Here is a 20,416-nt window from a genome sequence, read left to right as displayed (position 1 = left end):
CTACCTCGTGCCTTCCGTGCCAACGCGGGCCTTCGGCTTCGCGTCGCCACTGGAGGATTTCTTCTTCGCGGGGACGGCGTACTGGCTCACCTCCACGATGAGGCCCAGCTTGCGCAGGGTGGCGATGGGAAGCAGGGCGTCCTTGTCCCGCACCTTCAGCAGCAGGCCATCCGCGTCCGCGCGTACGAAGGTGACGGAGGGCTGCGTCACCAGTCCGTTCTGCGGCTCCACCAGCGTCGCCTTGACCACGTAGCGCCACTGGTCCGGCTGGTGCGCGAAGCCGTCGAAGCTCAGCGTCACGAGCCCGACGTCCACCTTCGTCGCCTTCAAACCGTTGTAGCCAACGTCGGTGGAGGTGTCGTCGATGGGAATCATCCCCGCCGCGATGAGGGAGTAGGGCGGCAGGTTGTCCGGGTGGTGCACCGCCGAGGCGTCACGGGCGAGCCCCGCCAGCAGCCACTCCTGGAGCATGCGCTGGTGCAGCAGGTACGGCCGCTGCCTCTCGTCCACCGTCTTCGTGCCCGCCGCGTCGACCTTCCACGGACCGGTGCCCAGCTCGCGCACCAACGGCAGGTCCACGGCCGCCAGCAGGACGCCGTCGTTCGGCGACTCCGGCGCGGGAGACACGGGTTGGGTGCAGCCCTGGGACTCGCCCAGCCAGTTCGTCCGCCACAAGGGACGCAGCTCCGTCACCCACAGCCGCGACGCCTCGCGCAGGAAGGCCTCCACGTCCGTCTCCAGCACCGGCAGGGGTCCACCCGGCGGGTCGTCCAGCACGTAGTCGTCCACCGGTGACACCGGCGACGAGGGGACGACGGAGCCGCGCAGCAGGGTGATGAACTGATCCAGCGTCGTGGGCGTGGGCGTGGAGGAGACCACGTTCATGTTCCGCCGCAGCCAGCGCACGAAGTCGCGCACCGCGCTCTCCTCGAGCGGAGGCGGGGGCGGCTGGAGCGCCAGCTCCAGGTGGAAGTCGTCCGTCACACGCGAGGGCGCGGTGGTGTCGTCCTCGGTGCGGCACGGCTCTCCCGGCACGGGGACCGGGTCCGTCAGGCAGTCGCGGTGACGAAGCACCACGTAGACCGTCAGCCGGTTGCCGGCACGCAGGTAGGCATCCACCTCCGTGCCGCGCGCGATGAGCCAGTCGTTGAGCGCGGCGCACTGGGTGGGCGTCACGCGGACCAGTTGTCCTCGCGGTGTCAGCGCCGCGCCGGGGGTGACGCGCACCTCCGGGCCGCGCGTGCCGGTGCCGTGGCTCACGGCGAGGCCCCAGGCGGTGCCGTAGCCGAGGAGGTCGCGCGCGAGCCATCTGTCGCGCTCCGACAGGTAGGCGAACTCCTGGGTGAAGTCGTCCACGCCCAGCACCATGCCGAGCACGTAGTTGACGTGTCTGGTCGGGTCGGCCGGCGCGCGCTGCACTGACGTGGAAGTGAAGGTGCTCATTGGATGTCGCTCCCGTGGGTCTCACGGCGCCCGAGCAAGTCCCGCCCCAGGATTCGCCGGTCCGCGGCGTCCTGGGGTGGTCTCGGGGCCAGATGGCTTTCCGCCAGGTATTCGCGTCCGAGCCGCATGGCGGGCATCAGCTCGGGGGCACGGCTGCCCAGATCGACCAGGGTGTCCACGCCCAGGCGGGCTTCGCCGACGCGGAACATGTCCCAGTAGAACTTCACGTCGAACACGGTGTGGGCCGGCTTCTCCACCGCCACCACCCGCATCGCCTGCTCTTGTCGCGCGCGCTGCTCCTGCGCCGCGCTGCCTCGTGGGACGGGCAGCACCACCGTGAAGCGATGGGCCGCCGCACGCACCGGCAGCACCACCGTCTCGAAGTGGTACCAGTCCGACTGCGCCGGACCGTCCCCGGGCAGCGTCACTGGCAACACGGCCTGCGTGAAGTCCGTCAGCGTGGTGCCATGCGCCGCGTTGAGGGCCTGCACCGTCCGATAGCGTCGCGTGAGGAAGTCGAGCCAGCGCGGCGCGCTCGCGGCCGTGGCGGCCGGGATGAAGCCGAGCGTCTCCTGCGTGAAGGCTCGCCACACGGTGGCCACCGCGACCTGGGTGGGCTCACGCAAGGGGAGCGCATCGGACGCCGCCGTCACACCCGCGTCGGCGAGCGCGGCTTGATAGCGCTCCAGCAGCCTCGCGATGCCCTGGGCGGGCTCCCAGCGGCGCGACGTGGCGGCGGGCTGGATGCGGATGCCTCCCGTCTCGGAGGTGTCCGTCGCGAAGAGGAACGGGGTGCGCGCGGTGCGGAAGCGCTCGACGATGCGGTAGCGGGCGCGCGTCGGCTCGGTGTCGTCGGTGAAGATGGACGCGTCAGGGCAGTCGTCCAGGGCCACGCGCAGCGCCATGCGCAGGCCGCGCGGCGTGCCTCGCCACTGAAAGAAGTCCAGCGTGTGACGGAGGAAGAGGCGGCGACGCGTCTCGTCCCAGGCCGGGTCCAGCGCCACGCCGAACCAGGAGGCCAGCCACTCGAGCGCCTCCGGGGGCGCGCTCCTCGCGTCGAAGAGGACCTGTGCGGCGGCGATGCGGTCTTCCAGGGGCGTGAGCAGTCCCTCGGGGTTCGCGAGGAAGCGGTCCAGGAAGCTGGCCGACTCAGGGTCCTGTCGGTACAGGCCCGGGAGGTACTGCTCCGCGTAGGAGAAGCGCGGGTACCACGCTCGCATCGCGTGGATGCGCGGAGTCGCGGCGCCGCCTCCCTGGAGGACCAGCTCCACCTGCGCGAAGCGGCCCCTGGCGCGCTGGAAGAGCACCTCGAAGGTGCCTCGGTGCTCGCCCCGCGCCGTCGTGGTGAAGGGCAGCTCGGAGCCGCCTCCTCGCTTGTAGAGCGCGGGCTCTTCGCTGAAGGGAAGGGCCTCCAGGTCCGAGCGCTCATTGGCCGCGCGACTGCGCACGACGATGCGTGCTCCGGGCGGAAGGGAGCCGTCCAACAGCAGCCGATGCCACACGCAGTCAGGCGTCCGTCCATCGAGCACGGGCGTGCGCAGCGTGCCCTCGGACACGTAGCGCGGGCGTCGCTGCGCCACGAGCGGGATGAACGTGTCCGCGAAGTCGTAGAGGGCCTGCCCGTCCGAGGCGATGAGCGCCTTGCCGCCAAACAACCGCAGCGGCAGGTACTCCGGCTGCGCCACCGCGACGAGGTTACCGCCTTCCGAGGTGTGCAGCTCGAAGGCGAAGGCCTGGTTGCCGTCCCGACCCACCACGACGACGCGGCCCACCGAGCCATCCGACCCGGCCGGAAGCAGTGCCATGTCATGCGCCACCAGGACGTACGACGACGCGGGACTGTTGTCGCCAAGGAGGCCATCGACCTCCAGCGGCACGGGGGCGCCTGTCAGGACGCCGTCGCGGTAGACCAGCAGGCGACTGTCCTCGGTGCCCCGGTCCAGCACGAGCACGCGGCCGTCAGGCAGCACCTCCACGGAGATGGGGTCCTGGGCGGCGACGGGCGTCGACGCATCCAGCGTCACCGGCCGTGGGAAGGTGACGGCGGGAATCGTTCGCGTCGGTCCTCCGGCCAGGGGCTGGAAGGCTTCCACCCGTGACGCGGAGAGCACGTCATCCACGCCCGTGCGCACCACGCGGAAGCCCGCGTCCAGGCGCCACAGGCGGCGGTGCTGACGGTCGAGCACCACCACACCGCCATCGGGAGTGGCCGCCATGTCCCACGGCGCGAAGGGCACACCCGTGGGCCACAGGTGTCGCACCGGAGGGCCGCCCGAGTGCAGGTCGAACACGAGCAGCCCCGCGGGCGCGAGCGTGCCGACGACCAGGTAGTGATGCCCGCTGATGGCCATGGCTCCGAGCAGCTCGGGCTTGGGAGGCGTGGGCGGAATCAGCGGGCCGAAGCCGCCCGTGCCGGAGACGGGTGCGGCCTCGGGCGTGACGGGCCAGAAGTCGCTCGTCTGCCTCGAACCGCTGGAGAGCACCTTCAGCGTGCGCCCGTCGAGAGCCACCCAGTAGACGTTGCCATAGCGGTCCTTCGCGGCGCCGCGCCGGTCCTCCAGCACGGGAGGCACGTCGCGCGGCGCGGCGATGAAGCGGAACAGCTCCGCGCGCAGGGACACCTCCGCGCGCGATGAGTCCCACGCGACGTCCGCGCCGGTGCCGGACGCCTCGCTCCACGCTTCGGAGAGCACGCGGCCCTTCGAGGTGCAGCGGCCCCAGTCGTCGCGACCGAGCAGCAGATGAAAGCGAGCGCCGTTGGCATCCATCTATCGGCACTCCTCGGGGACGATGGGCACCGAGACGAACGGCCGCTGCGTCGTCGTGACGGACGTGCCGCGCAGGTCGTCGAGCGAGGGCGCGTCACCCACGGCCACCGAGAGTCCGGCGAGCCGGGGGAGCTGGAGCCCCGTCATCGGTATCTGGTCCTGCTGCGTGCCCGTGGCCAGCCCCAGCCGCACCCCGCGCACCAGCGCCACGCCCGCCACGCGACTGGCCACCGCCGCCAGCTCCAGCGACACCACCGCCTTGCGCAGCGGCCAGCCACGCCGGGCCACGGTGGACAGGTTCGCGCCCGCCAGCGACACCGTCTGCTCCAGCAACTCCGCGTCCTCGGGGGGCAGGGGCGACAGGAACTCGACGAGGGCCGCCTTCACCGCCTCGCGCACCTGTGCCTGCGAGACTCCCGCCACCACCTCCAGGCCCACCGTCACCCAGACGGGCTTGTACTGGGGGCGGCGCACGAAGACCTCGGTCGTCACCAGTCGACGCGGCGAGAGCCAGCAGGCAATCGCATCGAGGAACGTGTCCGGCCCCTCCGCCTCGCGCGCATCAGGCTCCGCGCGGGGAATGGCCAACACCGTCACCGCGCCGGGTGCATCACCTGGTTCGTTGGGCGAGAGGGCAGGGTGGAACGCGGGCAGCACATCCACTCGGCCCACCGCGACACCGGGCGTGCGCAGCGTCACCGCCTCGAAGTCCTGTGCCGTCACCAGCCTGTCCCGGTGCTGGAGGAACCGCGAGATGTGCCGCTCTCCTTCGCGCACGCCCTCCGCGTCGGAGCCGCCCCACGTGGGCAGCGGATTCGCCACCTGGATGCCTGGAGGAAGCGCGGGCCCACTCGCCACCGTGCCCGTGGCCACATTGCCGGCGCGACCCACGCCGTGGTCATAGTCAGCGCGCAGCGTGGCCCCAAGCGGCGGCCTCGCGCCGTGGGCACCGTCACCGAAGCGAAGCTCTCCCGCCTCCGCGTCCAGACGGAACACCTTCACGCGTGTCTGCGCGGGGCGCGGCGAGCCGGGCGGCAGGCGCGGGTCCGGCACGGAGACCTCGGGGCCCGCGCTCGTCAGGTCATCGATTTCCTCCCACGTCTCGGTGATTCCATTCACCGTGACGCTCAGCTTCACCGAGCCCGGCAACACCGGCGCGCGCGACAGCTTCAGCGCCTGGTCCGGCTCGCCCGAGCCCGTGGGCAGCAGCTCGCTCGTCACGCGCTCTCGCTGGGACACGGGCGCGGCGTTGATGCCGGCCCACAGGAGCTTCGTCGTCACCGGCGCCGAAGCGGTGATGCGCACCCAGGTGATGACGCGCGCCTCCAGTTCCTCGTCGTCGAGCGAGGGAGGGAAGTCGCGCGTGCCCGCCTCCAGCGGATCCAGGTTCGTCCACAGCTCCAACTCGCCGAGCGTGGAGGGCAGGGGGACGTCCACCACGGAGGGCTCGCCAGGCATCTCCGAGGTGACCAGGGTGCGCCAGCTCGCGTTGCGCAGCGCCGGGTCCTCCGGGAGCTTGCCGTCCACGGGCAAGCGGGGAAGCTGGAACTGGAGCACCGCCGAGCCCACGGGCCGCGCCTGTCCATTGGGGACCAGGTCTCGTCCCTCGGAGCCACCGGCGGGCGCGAGTCCCACCGTCAGCACCTTGCCCTTCAACTCCTCCCTCGCCCGTGTCAGCGCATCGGGGAGCTTCCGGTCCGCCGGCCGCAGCAGCACCGCCACCCACAGCGCCTTGTCCAGCGTCTCGGTGTTGAGGTCCAACGGCTCCGTGCCGCGCGGAGAGAAGGGCGTCGTCTCGTAGAACTGGAGTTCGTTGAGCGGCGCGGGCGGCGGCGCGGTGGCGGTGAAGGAGGCGTAGAGCTCCTGGTAGTACTCCTTCACCCGCTCCTCGGGCGCGACGCTCCGCTTGTAGAAGCACGCCGCCTCCACGGGCAGCACGTCCAGGCCGCGCTCGGTGCGGAAGGGCACCTGGCCGGCGCGGACCTCCACGCCCTCCGTCAGCGTGAGGGCCTGGGGCGGACCGCCGCGCTCGTTGCGGAAGGCGACGAGGCCGCGCGCGGACGCGGCCGGCAGCAGCGGCACGCCGAGCAGTTGGAGGAACTTGAGCCGGTTGCGCTCCGGAATCTGGTTGGCGCGGTACAGCAGGCTCTCCGTCAGGAAGGCGAAGAGCTCCAGCAGCGTGACGCCCGGGTCGGACTTGTTGAAGTTGGTCCACTCGGGGTTGTGGATGGGGATGCGTGCCAGCGCCTCGTCGAGGAGCTGCTGGTACTTGCGGTCATCGATGGGCGGGAGGGTGAGTGGCACGATGTCGTTACCCCGCGAGCGTGACGCTCAGGTTGAGCCGCTCTCGTGCGCCGGTGGCCACGAGCTTGTAGGTGATGGTCGCCGTGGCGGCCCGAGCGTCCTGTGGGTCCGCGTCCACGCTGACCGACTCCACCGCGATGCGGGGCTCCCACTGCGCCAGGGCCCGGTTGATGCGATCGGCGATTTGATGCCGTGTGGTGACGGTGTTCGGCTCGAACAGGAAGCGCCCGAGCCCCGCGCCGAACTCCGGCAGCATCAGCCGCTCGCGCTGCTCGGTGGCGAGGATGATTTGAATGGCTTCACGCACGTTGCGCTCACCCTCGGACCACTGCATGCGCCCATCCGGGCCCACGCGAGGGGGGAAGCCGAGTCCGCGTCCAATGAGTTTTCCGGCGTCCATGGACTCACCCCACCCTGGGCTTGGGCAGACAGATTTTCAGGAAGGGCATCCACCAGAAGATGATGTTGAGCAGGCTGAAGAAGATCATCAGGACGATGAACGCGCAGAGCGTGATGATGGGAATGGAGAACATGCACAGCTCTCCCAGGTCGAAGCTCAGCCCGTCGTCGAGTTCCCCCTTCATCGTCTTCTCCAACCCCGCCACCCGAGACATCTGCTTGCGCAGCCCCTTCGACAGCGTGAAGCCGACGTTCTTCTTGAACTTGCGCAGCCCCCGGATGCTGGTGTCCAACGGCAGCTCGATGCGCACCGGTCGCGCGGGTGCGTCCGAATCAAAGAACGGCGCCAGGGTGAAACCCTTCGATGGCGCGCTGACGATGGGCGGGCACAGCGCGCCGCACGCCGGCTTCAAATACACGCACCTCAGCACGTAGAGCGCCTTGCCCGGCTCCTCCAGCTTGGACACCGGCTCCGGCTCCGAGGGCAGCGAGTACACCCCCGCCACCACCGCCGCGCCCAACGCCGAGCGCAGCGCCGCCACCGTCACCTCGGTGCAGAGCCGCAGGTTGTAGTCGAGCCCGCCCGTGCCGCCGTTGAGGATGGCCGTGCGCTGCTGCATCGCCTTGCGCAGCGCCTGCTGCCACGTGTCCCCGGAGCTGCCTTCCACGCGGTGGCTGCCTGTCAGCAACAGGAACAGCGTGCGCAGGGGAGAACCCGCCGCGGGCGTGGGTCCTGGTGACGCCTTGTCCAGGAGCGTCCACAGCGCGGGGAGGCGCTCCTCCAGGAAGGTGGCGAAGTCCACGAGCAGGAAGCGCGTTACTTCCTTCTGGACGGCGACCGCCTCGCTCGTCGCCTTCGTGTACGCGAGGAGCTGCTCGAACGGCGCGACCACTTGCCCCTCGGCCTCGTCCGCCAGCATCTTGTCCGGGTCCAACCCCGTGCTCGGGTCGTCGTCCTGGAAGGCCGCCGCGGACTCGAAGGTGTCGCGACTGGAGGTGGGCACCAGCCCCACGAGCATCCGTCGCCGTTTCCCCTCGGAGGCGAAGTTCATCGGGAAGAGGGGCAAGAGTTCCTCGCCCTTCGCCAGCGCGCCTGTCTCCGCCGTGCTCAGCTCCTTCCAGATGCGCCGCTTGTCGGCGGGACTGCCGGGCGAAGCTGGCACCCACGCGCCTTCCTTGCCGCCGCCCAGGGAGCGACGCAGGACGAACGCGGCCTTCTCTCCGCTCGCGGTGTCCACGACGTGGTCCGGCAGGCCCGGCAGTCGACACACGAGGCTCGTGGCCACCAGATAGAAGCGCCCGTGCGCCGGCTGGTACAGCTTGGGCGGCGTATTGACCTCGTCGTCCGGAGGCTCGCCGGGCATGCGCTCGCGGTAGCTCTTGAAGCGCGTCACCAGCAGGTCCGTCAGGTCCGGCCGCGTGGGCGCCTGGAGTCGCTCCGCCAGCTCCTCCATGAAGCGATCCGAGTCGAACTGGAGGATGCCGGGCGCCTGGAGTCGCGCCAGCTTGTCGGGCGCGGGGCCCCACAACGGCGAGGCCGTCACCCACTGCACCGGATGGGGAAGGGTTGTCGCCATCACCACACGTTCCCCGCGCCCGGCGTATACGAGGCGCTGACCACGCTGTTGGTGATGACCGTGTCCGCCTGCACCACGCCGCTGAACTTGGACATGCCCGCGTTGACGGTGAGCATCCCGGCCGAAATCTCCGCCGTGCTCGCGTTGATGGTGACCTTGGCCGCGGCATTCACGGTGATGCCGCTGGGCTCCATCTTCAGCGAGTTGCCGTTGCTGTCCTTCGCCTCGATGGAGCCGGGCCCGTCCTTGAGCGTCACCGTCTGACCGGCGGGCGTCTCCAGCGTGAGCGTCTCCTGTCCGTCCGTGTCATCGAGCGTGATGACGATGCCGTTGCGCGAGCGCAGCACCTTCTTCGCGTTGCGGCCCGCGCCATCCATGGACTCCGGCGGCGTGTCCTTGCCGTTCCACAGCGCGCCGACGACATAGGGCCGCCGAGCGTCGCCCGCCTCGAAGCCGACGAGCACCTCGTCATCCACGTCCGGCACGAACCAGGAGCCGCGATTCTTGCCGCCCATCAGCGTGGCCAGCCGTGCCCACGCCTCATAGCGTCCGCCGCCCGCCGCGTCGGCGGCCCATGGCAGCAGCACCTTCACCCGACCCTGGCTGTCCGGGTCCTTGAGGTCCGTGACTCGCGCTGGATACAGGCCGTAGAAGCGGCCACCCAGGCCGTCCGCGACGCGCTCGTCCAACACCTGTTCCCACGCCGCGTCCGCGCTCATGACGCCTTCCCCAGTCCCACGCGCTCCGCCACGAGCTCCGTGCGAAGGCCGCGCGCGCCGTCGAACAGGTGCTTCACCTCGGCCAGGTGGTACTTGCCGCTGAACAGCGGCCCCAGGCCCGTCAGCTCCACGCGCGCCCCCACGCGCAGCTTCGCGTCTGTCTGCGCCGTGCCACGTCCCACCACGAAGCGCCGCGCCTGTTGTCGGAAGTGCGCGTCCGCGCGCGCCTGCGCCTCCGGGACACTCATGGGTGCCGCGTGCACCACGGCTTCCTTGCGCTCGGCCAGCTTCGAGGCCAGCAGGCTCGCCCCGCTCTCGTCCTTCTCCAGCTCCGCGCCCAGCACCGAAGGGCCGGCCTCACACGCAATCGCGTCCTTCTCCGCCACGTTCCACCCGCCCACCGTCACCGAGGAGCGCTGACCCGCCAGGTCCGCCAGCACCGTGAAGGACATCAGCTCGTTGCCACGTCCCAGCTTCAGGGGCTGGCCACTGGAGCGGCTTGCGCGCGCCTTCGCCTTCAGCGTGCGGCCCTCCACCCATAGCTCCGCGCCCAGCGCACGGCAGCGCTCGCGCAGGAAGGCGAGGTCGCTCTGGTTCACCTGGGCCAGCACGGGGTGCTTGGGCCCTGGGACCTCCACCTCGGCCGTCAGGCCATGTTTGCCCGCGAGCTGGCGCAGGACGTCCTCGTCCGTCGCGTTCTCGTACGTCGCCGTCCGCCGCGTCATCCGCAGGTCCTGGAGGCGGTCCTCGGCCAGCACCGTGAGGGTGGGGGAGGCGCTCTCCGGGAAGCCGGCCTCCAGGCCGGTGATGCGCCCCTCGAAGAGGACATCCTGGGTGCCCAGCCGCACCTCGAACGGCTTGCCGAAGTCGAGCACCGAGCGGTCGAAGTAGAGAAACCCCGTCTCGCCATCCTTCGGACCCCAGTTGCCGAACGTCGCCTCGCACCGGTACAGCCCTTGCGCCGTCTCGACGATGCACAGCTCCAGCAGCCCACTGGCGAGCGTGGGGTGCTCGCGACCGTCCACCCGCAGCGTGGGGCGGGAGGCGCGCAGCTTGGAGTCATTGCTTGTTCCGTCGGCCATGGCGCTCTCCGACTCAGTGCGCGCGCACGCGTGCGTGCCGTTCGCGGTGGAGGACCTGGGCGCGCTCCTGCTCGTGCGCCTTCTGCACCGCTGACGCGCCACCTTCGGCCGAGCCCCCGGACCCGCCCCCTGACGGCGTGGACGCCGCTGGCGGCGCGCTCACCACTTCCATCTCGTTGATGACCACGGCCATGCACGCCCCCCGCTACCGCCTGACTCCGATGTTGATGCCCGCCTGCAAGTCGATGAGCTGCCCCGGGGCCAGTCGCCTCGGGTTCTCGATTCCGTTCGCGGAGGCGATGCCCTGCCAGCTCGCGCCCTTGCCCTCGTTCGACGCGAGCCCCTGCACCGTCGAGCCCTCCGGCGCGGACTTCATGGGCGCCTCTCCCGCGCCCTTGCCGCTGGGGTTCGGACTGGCTCCCGCGGGAGGCTGCGTGGGCGCGAAGACGAAGGCGGTGATCTTCTGCTGCGACAGGCTGAAGCTGACGCTGGCGCGCAGGGGCAGGCCCTCGGCGGAGAACAGCTCCAGCGACTCCTCCATCGACTCCATGATTCCGTCGAACTGGAAGCTGCCCCACAGGAAGCGCACGGCGGGCGGGACGAACTTGTCGCCCTCCTTCTTCGGAGTGATAAAGAAGGCCACCTTCGCGGTGAGCTTGCGCACGTCCTCCACCGCGTCCGAGGCGCCCTCCGGCTGGCCCGTGACGTCGAACCACAACTGCACGCTCAGCTTGGTGGTGCCCGCGCCGACGAACTGCTGCGCGGGTGTGCCGCGCTGGTCTCCGCCTCCAGAGGGCTGCTGCACCTGGTTGGCGTAGGCGACCTTCAGCGTCTCCGGGTTGAACTGCACCACGGTGGACGTGGTCTGCTCGTCAATCGGGTGCTCGAAGTTGGAGTCGAGCTGGAGCAGCTTCGCCTTCGCGAGCGGCGTGGCGTCGTCGGACATGGCTCAGGCGCCTCCGGCTTTGCGGGTGAGGGACTCGTAGGCGATTTGAAGCTCCTCGATGGCCACCATGCCGTCCTTCGCGTTGAGCGGAGGGGCCTTGAGCTTCACGGGCAGGCAGCGCGACAGGACGAAGCGCGCGCGCTCCTTCCGTTCGAGCCCGGGACCGAACATCACCACCTCCGCGCTCGCGCGCAGGCGGGGACGCGTCCTCATGATTTCGAACCACCGCCACAGGTCCTCGTTGGCGCTCATGCCGCGCTTGAGCGTGAGCTGGCCGAAGCTGTGCGCGCCGGTGAGGCGAATCTGCCGGCCGTTGTTGCCGCCCTCGCGGATGGTCTTCACGTCCATCGTCATCTCCAGGCCGTCGCATTCGGAGAACGCGGCGAAGCACGCGGTGGGCGCGAGGTCTGGGATGTCGATCTCCACCGCGAAGGCGAAGGCGATGAAGGGGTCGATGACCGTCTCGTCCTCGGTCGTGGCCATGGCCTAGCGCGCCTCCGTGACGAGCCCGCGGTCGCCGCTCTGGACGAGCCGCACGTTGAGGAAGGTGAGGGGTTGGGACGGGGCCACGCGCAGGTCCACGTAGAAGCGCCCCTGCTCGACGAGGCTGGGGGTGTTCAGCTCGGAGCCCGTCACCACCTGGAAGGCGCCTTCGCGCGTCTTGCCGGCGAAGGCGCCCCGGACGAAGAGGTCTCCGAGCAGTGACTCGAAGCCGCGCTGCACCCGGCGGCGGAAGCTGGCGTCGTTGGGCTCGAAGACGTAGGTCGCGCCCAGGCGTAGCGCCGCGCGTCGCAGCAGGGACAGCAGCCGACGGACGTGGATGGGCCGCAGCTCCGGGTCCGTGGCCAGCGTGTCCGCGGACAGCGTGAGGAAGGCGCGCGGCTCCTGGCGCACGACGTTGACCTGCGCTTCCTGGAGGTCCAGCCACCAGTCGCGGCCCAACGCCGGACTCAGCGCCACCACCCCCGTCCAGGGCTCGTTCGCGGGAGCCACCCAGGCGCCTCGCTCCAGCGCGCGCCGGGCGAGCACGCCGCACGCGTTGCCGTCCGGAGGCATGCGCCGGGGCTCCGCGGGTTTGTTCTCCTCGGAGACGAAGGTCCACGGGTGATAGAGCGCGCCGTGCGACAGCGCCGCGTCCTCCGCGAAGCCAATCGGAGGCACGCCGTCCTCTTCCGCGCCGAGTGGCGACTGGAGCGTCCCCGCGTGCGCGAGCGCGTCCTCCTCGCGGTAGTGCTCGGGCAGCGACAGCACGGCCAGCAGGTCTCCGCGAGCCCGCGCCATGCGCACCAGCGCGCGCTGCACCGCGAGCAGCGGCCCCACGTCGTAGGACGAAGCCGGCAGCAGCTGCCACCGCGCGGGAGGCGACACGCTGACGGCCACGCCCGGAGTCCAGGGTCCGGTGATTCCCGCCCGTTCCGCGCGGACGCGATGGTAGCGAGTGCCCGGCGTGCGCCCGTACAGCGTGCGCGTGGTGAGCGGCCCCCGGTACAGCACGGCCGCATCGCTGAAGTCCGGGCGCAGCGCCTCCTCCAGCACATACTCGATTCCCGTTCCGGGCAGCGTGGCCCAGGTCAGCGTGAAAGGCTGACTTGAGGTGGGCTCCGGTGGTGAGGCGACCAGTGGCGCGGGCGCGGGCGGCGGCTCGTGCGCGCAATCGAGGAACGTCCCCCAGTCGGGCTCGGGCAGCGGCTCGTTTGGCGCGGGCGGCGGGACGGAGGGCCTGCCCGTGAGTACCCAGGCGCGATGGATGGCGTCCGGCGCGGCCACCAACGTCGCGTCCAGTCGGTCCATGACGGCGTGGAGGCCCTTGAGCGAGCGCGGGCGGCTGCTCTGGTAGCGCAGGAAGTCCGCCTGGGCCGGCAGTGCCTCGATGCTCACCGACTTCAGGTCCGCATCCAGGAAGAGGTCCGCGTCGAAGGACGCAAGTCCGTCACGCGTCAGCGAGTCCCCGGCGGGTGGCGTGCAGCCCACGTAGGCGGTGGGCGAGTCCGACAGTCCGAGGGGAATGGAGAACGCCTCACCCCGCGCTCCCGGGCCGGCAAGGGGGAAGCGGCTGCTGGGGATGCCCTGGCGCCAGTCGCTCGGCAGCCGCTCTTCGGGAAGCCGCGAGGGAAGCGTCTCCGCGTCCTCGAAGCGAGCCCGCTCGGTGTCCGTGGGCAGCGCGGCCCAGTGGCGCGGATGGCTCGGGCACAAGCCGAGCCGCTCGAGCTGCGCGGGCTGCTCCGCGCTCCGGCGGGTCCACAGGCCCAGCGTCAATCGCTCGCACCAGGCTGGCGCCGAGCTCACGGCACCGGGCGTGGACGTCAGCACGCGAGAGGCGACGCCGGAGACCTGCACCGCTCCCGCGCCCACCTGTCCCAGCATGACGGACTCCACCAGGAGCCAGTGCTCGCCCAGCGACGCCTCCATCAACCGCAGCACCGCACCCGGAGGCGGCGCGCCCTCCGGAGTCACGCTCAACGTGAGGGTGAGCACACGGGGCGCATCGCCCGGGCCCGGGTCCGTCATCGCCGTCACCCCGAGCGTGGCGACCTCCCCTTCGCCTCGGGTCCACGACGCGGTGGGCAGCGACGTTGGCGCCACGCTCGATTCGAGCCACCGGGCCTTCTTCGTGCGCACGCGCACCGTCACGCGTCGAGGCGTGGGCCCCGAGTAGGACGGCGCCGCCTCCTGGCCCACGGCTTCCACCGACTCCACGGGCACGAGCAGCGCGCAAGCGGTGCCATCGAAGCCCACGCGCAGCAGATCTCCCACGGCCACTCCACCCGAGGCCGTCACGACGAGCGTCGCGTCGCCGCTCCCCGTGGTGCTCCAGTCCACCAGGTCCACCAGCTCGCGATGGATGGATGCCGCCACGCGCACCGGGTCCGACCAGCTCCCTTCCGAGCGCGCCCGGGCCACGGCCGTGGACACCGCTCCACCTTCCGAGCAACGCAGCAGCCCGGGGACAGGGAAGGTGTTGGACTTCGCGTCGGGCCCCGCCACGCGGACGACCCAGCAGCGGCGTCCCCCGTTGCGGAAGAAGGCGCGCACCGCCGAGGCCAGGTGCCCCTGCACGGGCTCTCCGCGCTCGGCGTCCCATGCGAGCAGCGGGGCCTCGCCGAACACCGCCTCGAAGTCCGCCACGTCCTCCACCGCCACCGGCACGTGCAGGGGACCGGAGGAGGCGAAGCCCACGAACGCGCCCACGTCCATCCGGGGCAACACGTCCACGACGGACGGTGCCTGGATTTCGAAGCGCAAGCCGGGGAGGCGTCTGGCGGCGGGGCGGCTCACGTCACTCCATCTCCAGGCGCTCGTACGCGATGGTGAGCTCCTCGATGGCCACGTCCGTCCCCTTCGCGTTGAAGGGGCCGCTGACGTGCTTGATGATGCGCGCGCGCAGCAGCTTCCACGTCTGCACCACCGCGGTGTGGTCCTCGTTCTGGAGCTGGATGGTGACGGTGCGCAGCGCGTTGGACTCGCCGTTGCGCAGTTGGTCCAACCACTTGTAGAGGCTGAGCGAGCCAATCACCCCGCGCTTCATGGTGACGTCCGTCGCCTTGTTCAGGCCGGTGATTTTCCGGACGCTGTTCTCCTTCTCGTTGCCGTTGCGGTACTCCGCGACGGTGACCTCCATGCCCACGTTGGAGATCTCCTGGAAACCCGCGTCCGGCCCTTCGGTGCCGTTGCCGGCGCCCAGGTCGACCAGGAAGTTGAACTGCACATAGGGGCGATCACGAAAGACAGCCATGGGTGGTCTCCAGAGGGATTACTTCCGGTCGCCGGTCCACTGACCGATGCGGAAGATGACGAACTCGGCCGGGCGCAGCGGCGCCACGCCGATGAGGCAGACCAGCCGACCGTTATCCAGGTCGTTCTGGCTCATGGTGCTGCGGTCGCACTTCACGAAGTACGCCTTCTCCGGCTTCTCTCCGAGCAGCGCGCCCTGCTGCCACTCATTGAGCATGAAGTCTTCAATGGTGCGCCGCACGTTGGCCCAGAGCTGCTCGCCGTTCGGCTCGAACACCGCCCACTGGGTCCCCTTGTCGATGGAGCGCTCCAGGTAGGCGAAGTAGCGCCGCAGGTTGACGTACTTCCACTCGGGGTCCGACGCCGTCGTGCGCGCGCCCCACAGCCGGTTGCCGCGCCCCTCGAAGTAGCGGAACGCGTTGATGCCCTCCGGATTGAGCACCTCCTGCTGCGCCTTGCTCAGGTTCGTCTCGAAGCCGAGCGCCAGGTTCACCACCTCGTTGGCGGGGGCCTTGTAGACGGCGCGGTTGACGTCGTTGCGCGCGTAGATGCCCGCCACGAAGCCGCTGGGCGGCAGGAAGATGGGCTGGCGCGTGACGGGGTCCAGCACCTTCACCCACGGGTAGTAGAGCGCCGCGTAGCTGGTGTCGATTTTCGCGCGCAGCGCCCGCACCTGTCCGAGCGTCTGCCCGTTGCCGCTGTCCAGCACGGCGATGCGGTACTTCATCCGCTGCGCGTGGGAGATGAGCAGGTTGATGATGGTGGCGGCGTTGGCGCCGTAGCCGTTCTCGTAACCGAACGTGGAGCCCGGCGCGGCGACGATGGAGATGTCCTCCAGGTCCTCGAAGTGGAACAGGCCCGTCTTGCGCGTCGTGTTGGGGACCTGCTGGCCCTTGTAGTCGTCGGCGGTGGGGCGCATGCCGTCGCTGCCGCCCTTGAGCAGCACCTCCAGCGAGCGCTGCGACTCGGGCGAGTCCGGGTCCTCCAGCGCGGAGTCCAGCGGCGGGCTCATGATGGGGCTGGCGAGGCTCGCATCCAGGAAGGCGCCGAGCACCTCCACGCCGTCATCCAGGTTCTGCGTGGAGATGATGATGGGGACGTCGCGGTTCTTCGCCGGCTCGTCCGCGTCGTAGGCGAAGCGCGCGGACAGCGAGTCCGCCGCGCCGCTGCGCGTGTGCCCGGGGTCCAGGGCCAGCCCGTCCCACGTCTGCGCGGAGGCCGGGTCATCCATGGGGATGACCGTCACGGCGACGGTGACGACGCGAATCTCGAAGCCCGCGTTTTCTTGAAGCGACGAGAGGAAGAGGGGGCTGCCGGCGCCGCCGGTGAACTTCCAGTCCTGCACGTCCTCATCCCACGTGGCCAGGTAGAACTCGCCGGTGCCCACGGGGCTGGAGATGGGGGACTGGATGTCGCGGATGAGCACGACGTCGCGCGCCAGGAGCGCGCCCACGCGGGGCGTGCCGTCCTCGAACGAGAGGACGTTCTGGCCCACGCGCAGGGAGAAGCGCACGCGCAGGTTTCCGGCCGAGCCCGGGAAGCGCGCCGTCAGCGACAGCGTGTCCGTCTTGGGGTTCGCGCTCGCATCCAGGAGCGCGCGGGCGTGGCCGTCGTTGTACTCGTTGGAGACGGCGGTGCCGGTGCCAAGGTCGATGGTGGTGTCCAGGCCCGTGTAGAGCGCGTCGTCCGGACGGCGGAAGGCGCGGCTGATGTAGAGCCGCTTGCCGCCCTCCTCGAAGAAGGCGCGCGCCGCGTGCCACGTGTAGTTGTGCAGCGTGACGTCGTCGGTGAAGGCGAGCTGTCGGCGGTTGCCGTGGATGCGCTCGAACTCCACCACGCTGGTGATGAGCTCGGGCTCCAGCTCCACGGGCCCGTAGCGGGTGGGGCCGATGAAGCCGGTGGTGGTGGTGCTCACGCCCTCGATGGACTTCGAGCGGAAGCTGGTCTCTTCGACGAATACACCGGGAGCGAGATATTCAGGCATCGGTCATTTCCTAGGGAGGTGAACCCGTGGGGGTGATCCACAGCCGGGAGGCAGGCGCGTCCTGGGTGCGCAGGACGAGCTCCTGGCCGTAGCGCAGCGTTGGCTCGAGCAGCGCCTGGGGGCTGCCCGTATCCGCCCACACCCCCGCCGGGGGTTGGGACAGCGTGGTGCACACGTCCGGCAGCGCCGTCCCGGGTGCGCGGTAGTCGTGACGGACGCGAAGCTGGAGCGGCCAGGTCTGCTCCAAGAGCGGAGGCCCCGGAGGCAGGCTGGACGCGTCCACGGGCGAGCCGGGAGCGAAGTCCACGGGAGCCGGGTACGGGAAGAACAGCGCGAGCCGTCCGCGCTCATCCGTCATGCCGAGCGCGGTGATGCCCCCCGTGGGCGTGACTTCCACCAGCGCCCATGCGGCGGGGGCTTTCGCCTTCGTGTCCCACAGCTCCGCGCGCACGACGGCCATGGGCACGGCGCTCTGCCGCGTGGGCGCGGAGAAGAGCGGCACGGAGGGAGACGGTGGCGACAGCGGCGAGGGGGGTGAGGTGACGCAGTCGAGGGAGAAGAGGCCCCGATGTGGAAGCGCCGCGCGGAAGGCGCACGACACGAAGCGGTTCAAGGTGTCATGCACTTCGATGGTGTAGGGACGGCGCGAGGGCAGGGCGGCCCACCACGCGTCGTCGCCGGCGTGCTCGCCTCCGAACTCCAAGTCTCGCAAGCCGGGGAGGTTCATCAGCAGGTGGAGGCCCGAGCGGTTGACCACGGATTCGCGGCGCAACGCGGGCTGTCCTTCGGGGAACGCGCTGACGCGCAGTCCTTCGCCGACCGATGCACCCGTGGCCTCGTCGCGGAAGCGGATGCCGAGCGGGGCCACGCGCGACACGTGCTCGAGGACGTGGATGGCGGGCCTCATCGCTCGGTCACCTTTCCGGGCGACATCACGCGCGTCTGGACGGGGCCGGCTTCCTCGTCGGCGATGGCGGATTCGATGCCGACCATGCGCGCGATGTACGAGGCTGAGACCTGGATGTTCGGCTTGCCGGGCTCCCAGACGTTGAGCATGTCCTGGATGGAGAGCGGCTCGTAGACGACGGTGACTGTTTCATCCGGGAGGAAGGTGTCTGTCTCGGGAGTGCCGTAGTGATTGAGGAAGCTGGCGGTGAGGGTGGGGGTGTCCTCGAGCTGGCGCATGGCCCAGCCGAGGAGCCGGTGTTGCTTGGCGGCGGACTTCGCCCAGGGCGTGAGCAGGTAGTAGAGGTCGACGGGGAGGGGCCGACGGGTGCGGCGTCCCTGCGAGTCGAGTCGACCGGGAAGGTTGCGACGCGTGGTGCTGGGGGTGACGCGGAAGAGGAAGAGGGAGATGCCCTCGTCCATGGGGGCCTTGAAGTCGGAGGCCTGATAGAGGCGGAACTTCGCGCCCTCGAACTCAGGCTTCGGACAGGCCTGCTCGAGCAGGGCCAGAAGGGCTTGTCCCACCGCTGGTATCGCTGCGTACGTCGCCACCGAGCTGTGCCCCCAGCGCTGACATCCGCCCCCCACCCACACCCCCATGGTGCGGTGGGAAGGTCAGCGGCTGGACAGCAACGCGCGTGCCCACGTGGCGAAGCGTGCGCGCGTGAGTGATCCCAGGCACTTGAGTGACGGGGTGAGCGCACGCGCCGGGCCAGGGCGGATGAATTGCTCCAGCGGGTGGCGCGGAACCTCGCGGAATCGTTGCGGAGTCAGGGGTGGACGAAAAGGTCCACCGGTTCCGGGCCGCTCACGGCTGACTGCTGATTGGGTGTTGAAGTCGTGCAGGCCTCATGAAGGCAAGACCTCGATGCTCATCCGCTGGCTTGGTCCGTCTGGGGCATGCGCTCATACTCTGAGTCGTAGCTTGGCTTGTCAGAGGGGCCTCTCACGATGAACCTGAAGTCCTCAGCAAAGATTGCAGAGATTGTAGTCACGATAGCGTGCGTTGTTCTGCTCGGCGCGGGGTGCCGAGAGGAGAGAACTCCCTCAAGCGGGGAACTGGGCACAAACGAATCGTTCGAGACGGCGAGCCTTCGGGGGCGCGTCGCCGCCGGGAGGCGCCATACGCTCTTCGTACGTCCTGACGGGACGGTGTCGGCCTGGGGGGACAATACCCATGGACAGCTTGGGAATGGCACACAGCAGGCTCAACGATTTCCGGTGCGGGCTTGGGTTGTAAATCGAATCAATACGGTCAGCGCCGGCGATCTGCACTCGCTGGCGCTGAAGGCAGATGGCACGGTTTGGGCTTGGGGCCGTAATGAGCTTGGGCAGCTTGGGGATGGTACAACCACGACGCGCATTGTCCCGATACAGGTACCTGAGTTGACGGAGGTTGTGAGACTTGCTGCAGGCTTCTCACACTCATTGGCATTGAAGTCGGACGGTACGGTGTGGGCCTGGGGAAGCAATGGGGCAGGTCGGCTTGGAGATGGTACCACCATCACGCGCCTGTCTCCTGTGCAGGTAGCGGGGTTGTCGGGAGTGGTCGCGGTTGCAGCAGGAAATGCGCACTCGCTGGCATTGAAGTCGGATGGCACGGTATGGGCATGGGGTAGCAATACCAGCGGCCAATTGGGAAACGGCACTGCGGAGTCGAGTGCGCTCCCGCTGCCTGTCCCGATGCTGCGCGAGGTCACAGGGGTCTCAGGCGGCAGCAATCACTCGTTGGCTCGGAGTTCAGATGGTTCTGTGTGGGCGTGGGGTAACAACTCAAGTGGCCAACTAGGTAATGGCACGACGACCTCACGCACTACTCCTGAAAAGGTCGTGGGCTTGATGGAGGTCGACGGAGTCGTAGGAGCTGAGATGCACTCGATGGCGCTGAAAGCAGATGGTTCGGTGTGGACATGGGGCTCCAACCTGAGGGGCCAATTGGGGGACGGGACTACGACGCAGCGGTCTGTACCGGTCCCAGTGGCTTCGTTGGTTGGTGTTCAAGCGATCGCTGCAGGAAGCGGGCTGCACTCCGTAGCCATGAAGGCCAATGGTGAGATCTGGGCGTGGGGCCAGAATGTGGAGGGCCAACTTGGGGATGGTACTGATACGCCCAGAAGCCTGCCAACGAAAACAAAGGAGTTGGTGGAGAGGAGAATGATTGCGGCAGGTGGGTCTCATTCATTGGCGCTGGACGTGGACGGAACTGTCTGGGCATGGGGGTCGAATTCCTTCGGCCAATTGGGGAATGGGACGCGAATCCGTTCGTTGATACCAATCCCCGTGGCAGGTCTGGACGACGTGGTGGCGCTCGCTGCAGGCTCCTATCATTCGCTTGCGGTGAAAGAGGATGGTACCGTTTGGGCCTGGGGCGACAACGCGGGCGCCCAATTAGAGGACCTAACAAAAGTCAGGGCTGGGGTGGCCACCGACGAAGGGCATCCCCAGCTTGAGTGCATGGTCCGCGAACTCGTTCCCGACGCCTTCTGGCAGCGTGTGGCGCCGCTGCTGCCTCCGCCG

At 69.5% G+C, this 20,416-nt stretch carries 15 protein-coding genes and 1 pseudogene; 1 reads left to right on the top strand and 15 read right to left on the bottom strand.

What is annotated here, in order from left to right; genetic code table 11:
• Genes HUA78_RS39230 through HUA78_RS39160 form a run of 15 tightly spaced genes read right to left on the bottom strand, consistent with a single transcriptional unit; the run spans nucleotide 1 to nucleotide 18,424 of the window.
• Nucleotides 1–1,443, bottom strand: coding sequence for a hypothetical protein (locus HUA78_RS39230; RefSeq protein WP_174478541.1), 1,443 nt, complete (start codon nucleotides 1,441–1,443; stop codon nucleotides 1–3).
• Entirely contained in the window at nucleotides 1,440–4,211 is a 2,772-nt protein-coding gene (locus HUA78_RS39225) for a phage tail protein (protein ID WP_174478540.1), read from the bottom strand. Before HUA78_RS39225 ends, HUA78_RS39230 begins: the two co-directional genes overlap by 4 nt.
• A complete protein-coding gene (locus HUA78_RS47890) occupies nucleotides 4,212–6,515 on the bottom strand; it encodes a baseplate J/gp47 family protein (RefSeq protein ID WP_174478539.1) in 2,304 nt (767 codons plus the stop codon). It lies immediately after the preceding gene.
• Nucleotides 6,516–6,522: 7 nt separating this feature from the next.
• Nucleotides 6,523–6,915 carry a GPW/gp25 family protein gene (locus tag HUA78_RS39215; protein ID WP_141643590.1) on the bottom strand — a complete coding sequence of 131 codons (393 nt, stop codon included), beginning with the start codon at nucleotides 6,913–6,915 and terminating at the stop codon, nucleotides 6,523–6,525.
• Nucleotides 6,916–6,919: 4 nt separating this feature from the next.
• The gene (locus tag HUA78_RS39210) at nucleotides 6,920–8,491 is read right to left on the bottom strand and encodes a hypothetical protein (protein ID WP_174478538.1); all 1,572 of its coding nucleotides are present in this window, start codon (nucleotides 8,489–8,491) and stop codon (nucleotides 6,920–6,922) included.
• Nucleotides 8,491–9,210 (bottom strand): phage baseplate assembly protein V, encoded by a 720-nt coding sequence (locus HUA78_RS39205; protein ID WP_141643592.1) that lies wholly within the window; start codon nucleotides 9,208–9,210, stop codon nucleotides 8,491–8,493. Before HUA78_RS39205 ends, HUA78_RS39210 begins: the two co-directional genes overlap by 1 nt.
• On the bottom strand, nucleotides 9,207–10,292 hold the full coding sequence (locus tag HUA78_RS39200) for a phage late control D family protein (RefSeq protein ID WP_141643593.1): 1,086 nt from the start codon (nucleotides 10,290–10,292) through the stop codon (nucleotides 9,207–9,209). The genes HUA78_RS39205 and HUA78_RS39200 overlap by 4 nt, the downstream gene beginning before the upstream one ends.
• A 13-nt stretch (nucleotides 10,293–10,305) precedes the next feature.
• Nucleotides 10,306–10,485, bottom strand: a complete 180-nt coding sequence (locus HUA78_RS39195; RefSeq protein WP_174455683.1) for a hypothetical protein — start codon at nucleotides 10,483–10,485, stop codon at nucleotides 10,306–10,308.
• 12 nt (nucleotides 10,486–10,497) lie between these two features.
• On the bottom strand, nucleotides 10,498–11,238 hold the full coding sequence (locus tag HUA78_RS39190; protein ID WP_174455682.1) for a peptidoglycan-binding protein: 741 nt from the start codon (nucleotides 11,236–11,238) through the stop codon (nucleotides 10,498–10,500).
• A gap of 3 nt (nucleotides 11,239–11,241) precedes the next feature.
• On the bottom strand, nucleotides 11,242–11,721 hold the full coding sequence (locus HUA78_RS39185; RefSeq protein WP_141643596.1) for a phage tail protein: 480 nt from the start codon (nucleotides 11,719–11,721) through the stop codon (nucleotides 11,242–11,244).
• 3 nt (nucleotides 11,722–11,724) lie between these two features.
• Entirely contained in the window at nucleotides 11,725–14,514 is a 2,790-nt protein-coding gene (locus HUA78_RS39180) for a phage tail sheath family protein (protein WP_174478537.1), read from the bottom strand.
• A 1-nt stretch (nucleotide 14,515) separates the two neighbouring features.
• The gene (locus tag HUA78_RS39175; protein ID WP_141643598.1) at nucleotides 14,516–14,971 is read right to left on the bottom strand and encodes a phage tail protein; all 456 of its coding nucleotides are present in this window, start codon (nucleotides 14,969–14,971) and stop codon (nucleotides 14,516–14,518) included.
• A gap of 18 nt (nucleotides 14,972–14,989) precedes the next feature.
• Complete coding sequence (locus tag HUA78_RS46945; RefSeq protein ID WP_174478536.1) at nucleotides 14,990–16,954, bottom strand: phage tail sheath subtilisin-like domain-containing protein; 1,965 nt, start codon at nucleotides 16,952–16,954, stop codon at nucleotides 14,990–14,992.
• Between the two features lie 10 nt (nucleotides 16,955–16,964).
• Complete coding sequence (locus HUA78_RS39165) at nucleotides 16,965–17,861, bottom strand: hypothetical protein (RefSeq protein WP_174478535.1); 897 nt, start codon at nucleotides 17,859–17,861, stop codon at nucleotides 16,965–16,967.
• The gene (locus HUA78_RS39160) at nucleotides 17,858–18,424 is read right to left on the bottom strand and encodes a DUF4255 domain-containing protein (protein WP_174464897.1); all 567 of its coding nucleotides are present in this window, start codon (nucleotides 18,422–18,424) and stop codon (nucleotides 17,858–17,860) included. The genes HUA78_RS39165 and HUA78_RS39160 overlap by 4 nt, the downstream gene beginning before the upstream one ends.
• A 426-nt stretch (nucleotides 18,425–18,850) precedes the next feature.
• Here HUA78_RS39160 and HUA78_RS39155 point away from each other — a divergent pair.
• Nucleotides 18,851–20,416, top strand: a pseudogene (locus HUA78_RS39155) (RCC1 repeat-containing protein); the annotation flags it as partial.

It is taken from the genome of Myxococcus sp. CA033 (assembly GCF_013336625.1).
Taxonomy (GTDB): Bacteria; Myxococcota; Myxococcia; order Myxococcales; family Myxococcaceae; genus Myxococcus; species Myxococcus llanfairpwllgwyngyllgogerychwyrndrobwllllantysiliogogogochensis.
This window is presented reverse-complemented; position numbering and strand designations above follow the sequence as displayed.

Bases quoted from the DNA above. Each gene is read 5' to 3' on its own strand.
- HUA78_RS39195 (WP_174455683.1), bottom strand. From the start codon at position 10,485: ATGGCCGTGGTCATCAACGAGATGGAAGTGGTGAGCGCGCCGCCAGCG.
- HUA78_RS46945 (WP_174478536.1), bottom strand. From the start codon at position 16,954: ATGCCTGAATATCTCGCTCCCGGTGTATTCGTCGAAGAGACCAGCTTC.
- HUA78_RS39165 (WP_174478535.1), bottom strand. From the start codon at position 17,861: ATGAGGCCCGCCATCCACGTCCTCGAGCACGTGTCGCGCGTGGCCCCG.
- HUA78_RS39175 (WP_141643598.1), bottom strand. From the start codon at position 14,971: ATGGCTGTCTTTCGTGATCGCCCCTATGTGCAGTTCAACTTCCTGGTC.
- HUA78_RS39230 (WP_174478541.1), bottom strand. From the start codon at position 1,443: ATGAGCACCTTCACTTCCACGTCAGTGCAGCGCGCGCCGGCCGACCCG.
- HUA78_RS39200 (WP_141643593.1), bottom strand. From the start codon at position 10,292: ATGGCCGACGGAACAAGCAATGACTCCAAGCTGCGCGCCTCCCGCCCC.
- HUA78_RS39205 (WP_141643592.1), bottom strand. From the start codon at position 9,210: ATGAGCGCGGACGCGGCGTGGGAACAGGTGTTGGACGAGCGCGTCGCG.
- HUA78_RS39185 (WP_141643596.1), bottom strand. From the start codon at position 11,721: ATGGCCACGACCGAGGACGAGACGGTCATCGACCCCTTCATCGCCTTC.
- HUA78_RS39210 (WP_174478538.1), bottom strand. From the start codon at position 8,491: ATGGCGACAACCCTTCCCCATCCGGTGCAGTGGGTGACGGCCTCGCCG.
- HUA78_RS39215 (WP_141643590.1), bottom strand. From the start codon at position 6,915: ATGGACGCCGGAAAACTCATTGGACGCGGACTCGGCTTCCCCCCTCGC.
- HUA78_RS39190 (WP_174455682.1), bottom strand. From the start codon at position 11,238: ATGTCCGACGACGCCACGCCGCTCGCGAAGGCGAAGCTGCTCCAGCTC.
- HUA78_RS39225 (WP_174478540.1), bottom strand. From the start codon at position 4,211: ATGGATGCCAACGGCGCTCGCTTTCATCTGCTGCTCGGTCGCGACGAC.